Origin of the sequence: Amycolatopsis coloradensis, assembly GCF_001953865.1 — a bacterium.
Classification (GTDB): Bacteria; Actinomycetota; Actinomycetes; order Mycobacteriales; family Pseudonocardiaceae; genus Amycolatopsis; species Amycolatopsis coloradensis.
Window position 1 is genome coordinate 279,953 of record NZ_MQUQ01000017.1, and the last position, 12,883, is coordinate 292,835.

At 66.5% G+C, this 12,883-nt stretch carries 7 protein-coding genes; 1 reads left to right on the forward strand and 6 read right to left on the reverse strand.

Annotation, left to right across the window (positions count from 1 at the left end; all coding sequences use genetic code 11):
• Nucleotides 1-12 precede the first annotated feature (12 nt).
• The gene (locus BS329_RS30550; protein WP_076164970.1) at nt 13-294 is read right to left on the reverse strand and encodes a hypothetical protein; all 282 of its coding nucleotides are present in this window, start codon (nt 292-294) and stop codon (nt 13-15) included.
• Between the two features lie 679 nt (nt 295-973).
• Between BS329_RS30550 and BS329_RS30555 the strand changes: the two genes are divergently transcribed.
• On the forward strand, nt 974-1,921 hold the full coding sequence (locus BS329_RS30555) for a pyridoxal-phosphate dependent enzyme (protein ID WP_076164972.1): 948 nt from the start codon (nt 974-976) through the stop codon (nt 1,919-1,921).
• A 9-nt stretch (nt 1,922-1,930) separates the two neighbouring features.
• Here BS329_RS30555 and BS329_RS30560 read toward each other — a convergent pair whose 3' ends face one another.
• From BS329_RS30560 to BS329_RS42890, 5 genes are read right to left on the reverse strand one after another with little or no spacing between them, the layout of a single operon-like run.
• Entirely contained in the window at nt 1,931-2,947 is a 1,017-nt protein-coding gene (locus BS329_RS30560; protein ID WP_076164974.1) for an ornithine cyclodeaminase family protein, read from the reverse strand.
• A 22-nt stretch (nt 2,948-2,969) separates the two neighbouring features.
• Complete coding sequence (locus BS329_RS30565) at nt 2,970-5,780, reverse strand: condensation domain-containing protein (RefSeq protein WP_076164975.1); 2,811 nt, start codon at nt 5,778-5,780, stop codon at nt 2,970-2,972.
• Complete coding sequence (locus tag BS329_RS30570; RefSeq protein WP_076164977.1) at nt 5,777-10,219, reverse strand: AMP-binding protein; 4,443 nt, start codon at nt 10,217-10,219, stop codon at nt 5,777-5,779. Before BS329_RS30570 ends, BS329_RS30565 begins: the two co-directional genes overlap by 4 nt.
• Nucleotides 10,216-12,093 carry a non-ribosomal peptide synthetase gene (locus BS329_RS30575; RefSeq protein ID WP_076164979.1) on the reverse strand — a complete coding sequence of 626 codons (1,878 nt, stop codon included), beginning with the start codon at nt 12,091-12,093 and terminating at the stop codon, nt 10,216-10,218. The genes BS329_RS30570 and BS329_RS30575 overlap by 4 nt, the downstream gene beginning before the upstream one ends.
• A complete protein-coding gene (locus tag BS329_RS42890) occupies nt 12,090-12,881 on the reverse strand; it encodes a type 1 glutamine amidotransferase family protein (protein WP_076164980.1) in 792 nt (263 codons plus the stop codon). The genes BS329_RS30575 and BS329_RS42890 overlap by 4 nt, the downstream gene beginning before the upstream one ends.
• Nucleotides 12,882-12,883: the final 2 nt, after the last annotated feature.

Sequence of the window (12,883 nt, forward strand, 5' to 3'; positions counted from 1 at the left end):
CGAGACGTTGTCCTACTGAAGCGTGCAGCAGAAACCCACGCCGTCTTCATCTCGGATGCCGAGCTCGCGGCCGAGTAGCTGGACCTGCTCAGGTAGCTCGCTTCGGTATGTCTCGAAGTCGCGCCCTTGATCACCGCCGGCGGCAACCGGGCCGGTCGCCGGAATAATGTTCACGCTGATCGTCATGCGTGCGAGAGCACGAGCAAGATGCTCGAACTCATGATGGCGGTTCTGAGCACTCAACTGGCTCAGAGCGAAGCGGATCTCCGCCCTCGTCTCCTCGACTCCTGGCATCTGCTTACCCCGAGCTTCCGAACACCGCGCTTCCAGTACAACCCACGCGTCATGAGGCGCCTCGTCGCAGCGACTTGACAAGGGCCGCTTCAAGATCAACCGCAGAGGCTGAGCTCCGTATTTTATCCACCTGACCGTCGGGAGCAGCGGCGAGGCGGCGTTGACGAGGCCCCCGTGCTGCTGCACAGGTCGTTGCCAACGTCAAGCCGCCAACGTGGCAGCGCGATCACGAACTCAATTTATGCGTCCCAGCAGCTGGGTGGCCTGCGATCTCTGCCTGAAGCTCGGCACGAATGATCTTGACTAGCCGCCGTGCCGGCGCCGGTTGTTCGACACCCGCATCGCCCTCGGCACCGACCAGTGCGCTGGTTTCGGCGATCGACTGTCGGAGGCCTGAGGCAACTTCGGCGCAGCCGATCAAGAGGAGACAGCACTTTTGACAGGCGCATCCCCCGCGCCGACCGCCGCAGCGCGCCGCTAGCGGGTCGGAGGGTGATGCTGAGAGAATGCACCCCACTGGCAGGCAGGCTGGCAGGGGAGGAACGGGGCGATGGGACTACGCCGCAAGTCCAGGTTTTCGCCCTCGTGCTATGGATCGCGTGACTCCGAGCCGCCGTTGATTGACACGGCATGGCGCGCCCACGCGGCACGTGCGCTGAACCGCCAGCATGTTACCCCAATGGTGCAGGTCGGAGTGCAAGTGGGAGCTCGGATCTTCCCCTTGCTGCTCAAGTTGGAAGGTCGCTCGCCTTCCGGATCAACGAAAGGGCGCACGGCCCGGGCCTTGCTGCTGGGTTTGCTTCGCTGCAGGCGCCTGCATGCTGGCAATCATATCGTGGAGTCCTCATCGGGCAACCTCGCGGTCGCGTTGGCATTGCTAACGGCCGAACTTGGTGTGTCGTTCACCGTCGTTGTCGACTCCAAGACCACCTCGGCGATCCACGCCCTGTTGGCCACCACGCCAGCTCGGGTCGACATCGTTGACTGCTGTGACGACGATGGTTCTCACCTATCTGCCCGCCTGGAGCGTGTGTTCGAGTGGCGGGACTCCTTGCCTGGAGCCGTCTGGACCAACCAATACGACAGCCCGGACAATCCGCTAGCCCACTACTCTGAGACTGCGCCGGAGCTCCTCGCTCAGTGCCCCAAGCCTCCAGACGTGGTGTTCGCTGCTGTTGGCACGGGCGGTACTGTGAGCGGGCTCGCCAGACGTCTAGCTTTACTCAGTCCGCAGACGACGGTGGTCGCTGTTGATGTCGTAGGTTCGCTGGCCACTGGAGGTGAACCGGGGCCTCGCTTGCTTACCGGGATTGGCAGCAGTCGACGGATCGGGTTCCCCCTGGCAGATAATGTGATTGTGTCCCGGGTCCACGACCGACAAGCCTTCGCCCACGCGCGCCGGCTAAGGGACCAGACCGGTGTAGGCGTGGGTGGGTCGGCGGGGGCGATCCTCGCCGCATGCGCCCGCTATCTGGCCACTGCCACCGACGATGTGACAGTAGTCTGCCTCTGCGCCGACGGCGCTGACCGGTACGCCAACACGATCTACGACGACCACTGGCTTGCCGACCGCGACGTGCTGATCAGTGATGCGGACCTGCTGCCCGCGATGCGATACGTGCCGTGAGACCTTCGGTTACCGCGGTAACGGCAGACCGAAGCCCTTGGCTGCGGTCGACTGCTCGACTGCCGTTGCCAAGGCGATGTCATTCACGGCCATGCCGAAGGGATTGAGCACCACCCGGTCGTCCTGTCTTGGGCTTACCATCACCGAACCTGCAATGAGCTGTCCGAGTTCAGCTCGAACCACCTGCTCTGCCCTTGCCGACGTCGAATCCCCCGCCGCGGTCACCCGCCCGCTGCGGATGAGCTGGCCTAGCAGGCGTTTGTCGTCGTCAGCCACTAGCGCCCAACTGTCCACCACCAAGTGGTCAGCACCGAGCAGGAGGTCTTGCGCACAGTCGTCCAGACCTACATTGACCACTAGCGTGCCAGGACGAATATGCCGGAGCCCCAGGTGGGCGTTGACGCTGGTGGTGGCCGCCACGATGACGTCAGCGTCGCCAATCACCGACGCCCGGTCCCGGACCGGATCAACGCGGACCCGAACGTCGCTGGTGAGAGCCGCGACCGCAGCAGCCCGATCGCCATCGAGGTCATGCACCCACACAGTGCGGACCGTGGGTTCTTGGCACAGGAGTCGGACATGTGCCGCGCCGATCGGCCCGGCACCAATCACCAGCGCCTGCTCGACTGGGCGTGGGGCGAGCCGACGGACTCCAATGATGCTGACCGCGGCAGTCCGCATCGCCGACAGGTTCGCCGCTGCCATCACCGTCCTCACCTGCCCCGTGAGCACGTCGAACAGAAGGACAAGGCCGCTGGCGCGGGCGACGCCCCTGCCGGGGTTAGCCACGTTGCCGTTGATCACCTTGATCCCAGCCGTCCCGGTTGGCATGCCAAGTGCGGCTGGCAACGTGAGACTCCTGGCCCACCCGTCGTCGGTGGTCCAGCGCAGGTATGCCTCGGCGGGCAGGACCGTTCGTCCGAGCGCGTGGCTGCGCAACGCCTCCTCCACTACGTCGACGACGGCGATTTCTTCGAGCAGGGTTGCGACGGTGCGCGTGTCGATGTAGCAGATCTCGTCGGGCACAGGACCTCCCGAATTGGTGGGGTCAGGATGTGGTGAGAGCGGGAGCGAGACCGAAGACGGTAGGCATGGTGCGAGCAGGCGAGTCGAGCATGGCGCTCGCCTGGGCGGCGACGGCGGCAAGCAGATCGGCTGAGTTCTCACGGGCCGAAGTGGACAGCACCAGGTCGTATCCGCCGACGGTGGGCTCGACGTACAGCGTCCGGACCGAGGGAGACACCTCCCGGCGCCACTGGTTCCTGTGGGTCCAGGCATCAGGTCCCGCCTGCGCGGCCCACTCGTCGATCGGGAGGTACTCCTCGACGACCAGCAGATTGCGGTACAGGTCCGCCTCTGGCGGACATGCTGCGGCGAATCGGATACCGGTTTCTCCGAGATGGGAGTGGCGGCGGGCGGCCTCGATGGAAGCGGCAAGGTGTCGTATCGCCTCCGACCACGGCTGGGGTGTACTGGTGAGCTGGGGCATCGGCAGCTCAGCGGTGAACTGGCCGACCATGCGCATCGCGCCAGGAAGCTCGGTCGGGCGCGCGGAGGTCCGCACTCCGAGCGGTTCGTCCGGCGGTTGCCCGGTAACGTGGGCGAATGCGGCGGCAGTAAGTGCGGCGGCGACCATGTTTGGGGTGCTGCCCACTTCGCTGGCTACGGCGGCCAGGTCTGGCAGGGCCCGCCGGCACCGTGCGACGGCCCGTTCGCCCGGTGGTGGTGTCTCACAACGCGGCGGGAACACCGATCCGGCCAGCGCCTGACCCCAGAATTCGTGATCACCGTCTTGCCGTCCGGCGAGCCACCTCCGGTACACGTGGCCGTCGTCCCCCAGCGGCGGAGGAGGTTCGGTGCCAGCGGCCACGGCCGCGTAGGACCGTTGTAGCTCACGGATCAGTGTCGGAAACGACCATCCGTCCAGCAAGGCATTGTGGAAGGCCAGCGCAAGGCTGCTGCTGCGCGCATCGACGAACAACGCAGCCCGCAGAAGCGGGGCGTCAGGCCGGAATGGGGTACCAAGCTGGGCAGTGAGCCAGCTGCGGGCAGCGGCGTGGGCGTCTGCGGCCTTGGCGGTGGCCAGCTCCGGCACTGTCAGCTGGACGGTTTCGCTCCAGTTGCGCCCTAGCGCTGGGTATCGTTCGATGACCCACCGCCATGCTTGCCGGGCGGCTATCGGCTCCAGCACCTCTGCGAAGGTCAGGACCGACTGCTCGTGCATGGGCTGTGGTCCCCATTCGATGCGGTCGGTTCGCGCCAGCAGGCCCGCCTCGATCGGGGTGAAGGCCGACGCCGCAATACCGTCTGCTGTTGTCAGCACCTGGTTCTTCTTCAGTCGCTGGGCCGAGTATGCCGCCGCCGCCCGCGCGGTCGGCTGGTCGAGCAGCGCACCAACCGTGCATGGAACGCCTTGCTCGGCGAGGCCCACGACGATCGACATCAGAGTCAGCGAGCTGTGCCCGGCTCGAAGCAGGTCGTCGTCGGGGCCGACCTCTTCCTGCGTGACTCGCCGGATAGTGGTCAAGACCCGAGGGAGCAGGTCAGAAAGCTCAGGGCTGCCAACCTCGGACTGACTGCGGACCATCCGCAGCCATCCAGGCTCGCGCAGCAGTGTGGCCACCGGTCGGGACGGTTCGGTGAGCACAGCGACGACACGGTCAAGCAGTTCGCTGACCTGGTGGACAGGGACTCGGGCACGGTCGAACTGCACCCGCAGCACGATGTCGTCGCTCCACTCGACGTCGACATTCAACGCGAACTCGGTGCGCTCGGTACTCCGGACTCGATGCCACGACAGCCCAGGTGGCGCGGGCGGCAGGCGTGTTGAACCCTGGATGGTGAGCAGCGTGTCCGGCATGCCTTGATGGCCAGCGGCTGACGCTGCCATCAGCACCTGCGGCAGCGAGATGTCAGGATGGAGCCGCCGGTGCCCGCCCCGTTGTCCGAGCTGCGCGGCGATGGTGAGGCCGGTGTCGGTGGGACCGATCCGCGCGGTGATCGGCAGGGTGGTCAGAAACAGCCCTCCGGTGTGTAACGCCTCGGGAACCAGTGCACGCAGGTCGACTGCCAGGCTAAGGCATGCCGACGGCTCGCTCCGGCCGTGGGCGAGAACTGCCAGCAGCGCAGCCTGGACCACCATAGCGAGTGTGGCGTCATAGGTAGCGGCGACCGACTTGATCTGGGTGATGTCGATCGGCACGGTGCGGTGTTCGGTGACGAGTTCGGTCAGGCCGACTGGTTCCGACCAGGTCGGCAACAGCGCGGGCATGTCGGCGATGTCGTCGGCGAAATCTGCGAGCGGAGAGCCGCTCGTCCTGGCCCATAGCCGGCGGGTAGCCGACACGAGATCTAGTCGTGGCGGGTCGGGCTGTCCGGCGTATCCGGTTACCAGGGCCTGGAGCAGGAGCCCGATGGTGCTGCCGTCCGCTGCGGCGTGGTGGTGGGTCAGCACTAGCAGCGCGGTATTATCGGATTCGATCAGCAGATCGAGCCGCAGCAGCGGCCCGGCCCGCATGTCGAGTGCCTGCCCTGCTGTGTGTGTCAACTCAGTGACGATCAGCCTGTGCTGGGCCGCCGGGATGCGGCGGAGGTCGTGGACGGCCCAGCTCGCTGGGTGGGCCTCGGTCCGGACGACCTGGACCCAGCGACCGTCATGGCGGTGCAACGTCAGACGAGTGACCTGGTGATCGTGCTGCACCTGCGCCCATGCCAACCGCATTCGGCCTGGTTCCAACGGTCCTGTAACACGCACAACGGTCTGTTCCCGGTACGCATCCTGACTCGCCTCAGCAATGGCGGCCTGCGCCGCCGTGCAGGGCAGCAACGCCTCGATACTATTTTTGGCTGCCGCGGTCACGGTGTTCGGTTCTCCAGCTCGTCCACCAAGTCCTCCAGTGACGCCAGGCTGAGGTTCAGCAGTTCGGCGCCGGGTGGCACCGCGACTGTGCCCGCCGACGCCGATTGCGGCGAGGCGGCGGCCAGCCCGTCGGTCACGCAGTCGCGCAGCCCGTCGATCCACGCCTGCCGGAACTGGGCGGTCGTGGCGGGATGGAATGTGACGGTTAGCGTCGCTGACCGCCGTGTGAGGGTCTGCCCTGCGGTGTCGAGATGGGCGTCGACGTGGACAAGATGCGGGCTCGTCACCGCGTTGTGAGCGGCGACTGCTGGCACCAGCCTAGCTGCCGGTAGCGCAGCTGCACCGAACCGAATCGGTTGATGCAGGGTGTTGACCACAGCGCCGGCACCCTGCGGAGACTCAACCGCCTGGAACAGGCGGCCACGGTCCACTCCGGCGACCCTGGCGTCGCGCACCAAGGGCAGGGCTTGGGCCGGCGGCAGCTCCCGGACATGATTGATCAGTTCGGTCCGGGCCAGTGCGGGCGTCAACAACGTGTAGCAGCCGACGTCGATGTGACCAGAACGGTTGGCAACGAGTGGACGCCCGTCGAATTCTCGCCAGATCCCATCGACCGCGGTGGCGGGCTGACCGGACAGGAGAACTGCTGCCGTGAGCACCGCAGCGTCGAGGTCGTCCAGATTCAGCGAGGCCGGAATCTCAACCTGCAGCTGCGTGACCGGTAGCGGCGGCTCCCGGTCGGAGGAGCTGTTGTAGATACTCGGTTTTCCTCCGACCGCTGCCGTGTTGGCGTCGGACGCTGCCTTCCGGGCCAGTTCCGCGTCGTGGAGGGCGGCGAGCCAGCTCAGAAATCCTGAATGCGCATCGACATGGGCTATAGGTTCCTGAGCGTCCTGCGCGTCATCACACAAGGCGTCCCCGAGTGCGTGAACCAGCTGCGGAACGGCGGCGACATCTACCACCACGTGGCTGGCGGCGAGCACGATCTCCAAGCGGCCGTCCGCGCTTTGACAGTACGCGACTGCGAGGTTGACCCCAGCCGCTGCATTGAGTGCGCCCGCTGCAACGTGCAGCAGGACACCGTCTTCGTCAACGTCAGCTTCGACGACAGGCACCGAAGCTGGATGGTCCAGCAGCGCGTAGTGCCACCGACCGTCGGGGCGCCGCCCGATTGCCAGTCGCAGTGCGACGATCTTGGTCACGACCCGATTCAGCGCCGCAACGAGCGTGTCCACGTCAACCATCCACGGGTCGAACCGGACGGCCACAACTGGCGGGCAAATGGTCGCCGATGCGGTGGCAGTCTGGAGCACCGCGGACGGCAGGAGGCCCTGTGTCGGCACTGGTGATGACAGGACCGTGGTCGGCGTGGCGACGACCCGCTCGAAGGCATTTAGGGACTGGTTGGCGTACAGGGTGGCGAGGTCAGTGGTAACACCGCGAGCGTCAAGGCGGGCAATCAGCTCCAGGGCTGTGAAGGAGTCGCCGCCAAGGGCGAAGAAGCCTGCCCCGCGGTCAAGGTCTCCGTCGATCCCAAGCACCACTCGCCATACGGCTTCGACCGTTGACGCCTCCGCCGACGAGGCATGAAGGCCCGTTTGATCCGTCGGGGCGGTGTCGGTGTCGACGATGGCCGCGGCGCGCTCCTGCAGCGTCCGACGATCAAGCTTGCCGTTGTCGGTTGTCGGCAGATCCGAGCCAACGAGCACCCTGGCTGGGACCATGTAGGCGGGCAGCCTGGCGGCCAGGTCGGCTTTGAGGTCACCTTCCAATGGCGAGGCGTCGGTCGCCACGAAGGCGACCAGAGTGGCATGGCCCCGGCGCTGAACGCACACGACTGCGGCGGCGTCGACCCCGGCTACAGTCCGCAGGGCGGCCTCCACCTCGCCGATCTCGATCCGCCGACCGCCCACCTTGACCTGCTGGTCGCGTCGGCCCAGGTAATGGACCACCCCGCCGTCGTCGAGAAAGCCGATGTCGCCGGTGCGGTACATCGGTCCGGCGCCGCAGGGATCGACGCTGAAGGCCGGCAGGGTGCCGGGTCCGACGTAGCCGTTGCCGACACAGAGCCCGGCAACGGCGATCTCACCCACATATCCGTGCGGGCGGTGCCGCTGCCACCGGTCGTGCACGGCGAGGTGCACGTTGCGGCCAGCGGGTCCCAGCGGTGCTGTGTGTTGTGGTTCGTCGCCACGAACCCGGTGCAGAGTTACATCGTCGGCAGCCTCGGCGGGACCGTACGCGTTGGTGATCTGGACTCCGGGGAGCAGTTTCAGCAAGCGGCGGGCCAGTGCCATCGGCATTGCCTCCCCCGTGGGCAGCAGGTGCCGCAGTGGGCGCAGCATCGTCGGGTTCAACGCACCGGCGGCGGCTAGCGCGGCGAGAACGTCGAGCAGGGAAGGCACGACCTCCAGGACGGTGATCTGGTCGGCGGCCACGGCCTGCGCCAGCAGTGGCGGGTCGCGCGCCTCGGCGTCGTCAACGATACGCACTGCCGCACCGACGGTTAGTGCCGCCACGCACTGCCATACATGCACGTCGAAGCCAAGGGGCGCGTTCTGTGCAACGCAGTCGCCAGCACCGATGCCGATTTCGAGCATCATCTCAAGATGGTTGTTCATGGCGGTGACCCCGATCTCGACTCCCTTCGGTGCGCCCGTCGACCCGCTCGTAAACACGACATAAGCGGGGTGCCTTGGGGTCGGTGCGGGTCGGGCGACCAGCGTTGCGGGTGGCTGGTCGGCCGCCAACGCCGTCACCCCGGCCAACTGAAGCCACGTCTGTACGTCGGCATCAAGCTGCTGGTCGGTGATCAGTACCTTGGGTCGGACTTGGTCGAGCATCCGGAGTATCCGTGTTCCGGGGTTGGCGATGTCGATCGGTACGTACACGGCGCACAGGCCCCAGATCGCCAGCTGCGTGGCGATCAATGTCGGTCCGCGGTGCAGGTGGACGGCAACCCGGTCTCCCGCAGCAACTCGGTGCTCGGTCAGCGCCTGTTGCACGCCGCCAGCCATGCCTGCCAACACTTGGTAGGTGAGGCTGTCGGCACCAAGACGGACAGCCGTTCGCGTGGCGGGCTGGCTCAGGAATTGCTCGGTCACGGTCATCGGCGATACCGCTGCGACTGGGCCGGCTCCCAGTCGGTGCAGGGCGTCATGCTGGGCCTGGTCCACGACTTGCAGTGCCGCCAGCGGGGTCGTGTCAGCGTTTCCATGGACTATGGCGCCGAGTAGTTCGGTGAAGACTGCGGCCACGCTGTCCAGGTCGACCTGGTCGAGCCGCCTTCCGTCGGCGTGCCAGCGAAGCACGGTGTGGTCCCCACCGTCGACTACAGACAGCGTGACGGCATATTGAGTCGCCGGGTCGGGCACTGGCACGTCGGTGACCTGCCAACCGACCTGCTTGAGCTCCACCGGTGGACGCCACGCGACCATGTGGTTGAACTCGTAGTCGCTGAACACGCTCGTACCATCGGTCCGCCGGGTTGGTCGCAGTACGCCAAGGACGTCGGCGAACGGCTCATCCCGATGCCGCAACGCGGCGACGAAACGTTCACGGGTCCGGCGAGCGAATATGGGGCCGTCCTCGTCGTGGAGCCGACTACGTAACGGGACCGTCGTGGTCGCCATCGAGATCTCGGCGTCCCTTCGGCGGCGAAGGCTGGCCTGGTTGGTGAGGATCACATTGTCGGTGTCGCACCAGCGATGTAGCGCGGCTGTGAATACGGTCAGCAGAACCGAGGCGTGGCTGTGCCCGTGTTGCCGCGCCCAGATCCGCACCTGCGCATCGAGGTCACCGTTGACGACGTCGCGTCGGTGGAGCCGACCTCCCGGTGGTGTCCGGCAGTCCCGGTCAGGCAGGCTTTGTTCAAGGGCATCACCGAACTCGGACGTCCAGTACGCCACATCGACGTCGGTGCTGTGCTCGATGGCGACGTGTGGCGGGACCGCCACGGCGTCCACTCCCTGCTGATGGCATGCCCAATCTCGGACGAGGCACGACACCAGATGGTTGAAGCCAACCCCGTCCACGGCCAAATGGTGGGCTACCACGACCAGAATGGACGCGGACCGGCCGTCGCGCTGGCCCTCAAGTAGCTGGACCCGTAGGAGTGGCGGTTCGCCGAGGTCGAAGGGCTCCGCCATGGCCGCAGCTACGGTGGCCGGGAGATCACCATCTGTCGGCAGTCGATCCACATGCACGACGACCGAGGCTTCGGATCGGACGAATGGGTGTGGCTGGCCGCCCTGATCCGTTACTCCTAGCCGCAGCGCTGACCAGGTGGCGACGAGCCTGTCCACGGCACCCTGGAGCGCCGCAGGTGTACCAGCGCCGGTCAGGTCGAGCACCCGGCACAGGTGGTGGGCGGGCTGGGGACCCAACCGCTGAGCGGCCCAGATGTCACGCTGGGCCGGTGTAAGGGTGACCGTGTTCACCGCATCTCCTCGCCAGCTGACTTGGGCCTTGAGCTAGCCAGCTCACGTGCATGCAGCAGGGTCACGAGGTGGCGCATGGTCGGTGCCTCTAGGAAGTCGGCGAGGTCGATGTAGCGACCGGTCTCGGTCTCAATGTCGTCGAGCAGCTCCATCGCCCGCAGCGAGTCACCGCCGACGGCAAAGAAGTCCTCGTCCAACTCACCGGGTGAGGACGTGTGCCGTCGCCACAGCCGTTCGACCACGGCACCAACAGCATCGCCGTCCGACCAAAGCGAGCTCTCGGTTACTGGTCGAACCGTACTCACATGCGAGCCGGTCAACGCCATTATCTGGCTGAGCACAGCAGCACGGTCGATCTTGTCGCTCGCGGTGGTTGGCAGGGTGGCGACCCGATGCCAGATAGAGGGCACCGGTGGTGGCAGCGCGCCCACTTGGGCAGGTGGACCGACGTGGGCGATCGCGCCATGGGCGGATCCGCGGTCGGTCGTGTCGCTCGGTGCCGAGACCCACAGACAGTGCAGAAGGTCCTCATGGACTGCGACCACTGCGTCGGCAACGTCGGGCAGCGTGCGCAGCGCGGCCTCGATCGCGGTCAGCCGGATCCTGCGACCGTGCAGCTTGGTCTCGTCGTCGGAGCGCCCCACCAGCACGAGATCGCCATTGCCGGACAGCAGCCCGATGTCGCCCGTGTCGAGCACCTGTGGCGGGCACAGGTCGGATGACGGGCCTTGCGGCTGAAACCGCTCAGGCCTAGCCCTGCCGCCCACCGGATCGAGGTAACCGTGCGCCACGCTGGCTCCACGCACCATGACCCGCGCGACCACACCCGGACCGACCTGTGTGCCGGCATCGTCGATCACCTGCACTGCGACGCCAGGCAGGGGCTGACCGACTGGGACGGACGCGGGCACAGCGCCATGGTCGATCTTTTTCGCCACCTCCGGCCCCACCTCGAACGTGGTTGCGCAGATCGCTGCCTCTGACGGTCCGTAGGCGTTGACTACCGTTTCCGCGAGTGCCGTCAGTCGATCAGCCAGTGCCGGCTCAAGCGGCTCTCCGGCACTGACCAGCACTTTGAATCGGATGTCGGCGGCTTCCAGGGCAGGCAGCACGCTGCGTAGCACACTCGGGGGGACGACCGCGTGGGTCACGCCGGCTGATCGAATTCGGGTGGCAAGCGCGGACGGCCGCTGCCATGACCCGTCGTCGCAACAGACAGCGGCACCTCCGGCCAGCAGAACTGGGAGCAGATCGGCCAGCGCAGCGTCGTAGCCGAATGGTGCGAACAGCAGGGCCCTGCTGTTCGCGCTCAGGTGGTATCGCTCTACGAGCCCGGTGACGGTGCCCTGCAATCCGTCGGCGTGGTTGAGCACTGGAGCAGATGGGCCTGTCGTGCCGCTGGTGCCGATGACGTACCCAGGCCGGGCGCACGGCAAGGGCGTCGACACTGGCGTGCCGTTGAGCATCCAGTGTTGCCCAAGAACCTCGAACTCGGCAGTCTCGTCCGCTTGCACAGTGCGAGCGGGACTTGCAGGGGACAGGATGGGTGGTTCGACCAGCGTGCCGTCCTGTGTCCACGTGCAGTCCGCTTCGCTCAGCACGGGCACGAGGCCGAGCCGCCAGATCGACAGGAGTGCCACGACAGCGTCTGGTCGGCTGCGAGGCGCCCTGAGTACAACGGGGGCCCCGATTGGGCAGGCGGCCAAGCTCGGCCACAGTGCAGCCGCACAGGCCTCCATGGCGGCGCGGATTTCGCTGGCGGTCCATTCGTACGCCACTCCGACAAGCGCGCCGCTGCCCGGGCTTCGGGCCGAAAGATGGTCAAACAACCACTGCATCTGCGTATGCGGCGACGGCAGCACCACACTTGTCATGGCAAGGTCCTCCTGTCCTTCGTCAGGCGCGGTGACACGACAGGTCCTTTCCCCGACGCCAGGATCTCGACTTGCACGCTGCGGTCGACGCTGACATCGGCGCTGCCCGTCCCGGCAGAACGGACGCGGTAGACGTTGCCTGGCCCGAAGATGTCGGTTCGGCCGTCGGCGGTGATACGAACTGCGGCGTGGGCATCCAGCCCCCATCCGTCATCGAGAACGCCGCTGGCGACGGCGTGAATTAACCGGGTGAGAGTCCCCCATTGAGTGGCGTGGACGTCCACGCCGAACGGCACGAGCCCCAAGCCGGGGACGATCGTAAGGAGCGGTACGCCCTCATCCCGCTCACTCGGCGCGACCGGTACCTGCCTGCCGTCCGGTCGGATCCTCACGGCACCGCCGACGACCGCATCGGCACCGGCCACAGCAGCGCCGGCAGAGAACCCGGCATACGGGATGTCATGTTCGGCGAGGTAAGCACGTATCGCGTGGGTGTGCTCGGACAGCGCGGCTTGGTACAGCGGGTTGTCCCCGCCACACACGAACACGCCGGCGGCAGCTTCGATATCGTCAAGCTGAACAGCCCTGCCCGTACGCACCGTCACCTGCCGGGCGGGAGGCAGGCCGAGATCCCTGAAGTGACGACGCCACCCCCGTGGGTTGACGCCAGTCTGGAGCAGGTAGACCAAGTCGCCTGGGCGATCAGACACCTCATCTGCGAACGCCGCGTACACGTCGTGCAGCGGGTCGGGTGGCCAGCCGCCGCCGATTAGATATGTACCCGCCATTG

Bases quoted from the DNA above. Each gene is read 5' to 3' on its own strand.
- BS329_RS30550 (WP_076164970.1), bottom strand. From the start codon at position 294: ATGCCAGGAGTCGAGGAGACGAGGGCGGAGATCCGCTTCGCTCTGAGC.
- BS329_RS30555 (WP_076164972.1), top strand. From the start codon at position 974: ATGGTGCAGGTCGGAGTGCAAGTGGGAGCTCGGATCTTCCCCTTGCTG.
- BS329_RS30575 (WP_076164979.1), bottom strand. From the start codon at position 12,093: ATGACAAGTGTGGTGCTGCCGTCGCCGCATACGCAGATGCAGTGGTTG.
- BS329_RS42890 (WP_076164980.1), bottom strand. From the start codon at position 12,881: ATGGCGGGTACATATCTAATCGGCGGCGGCTGGCCACCCGACCCGCTG.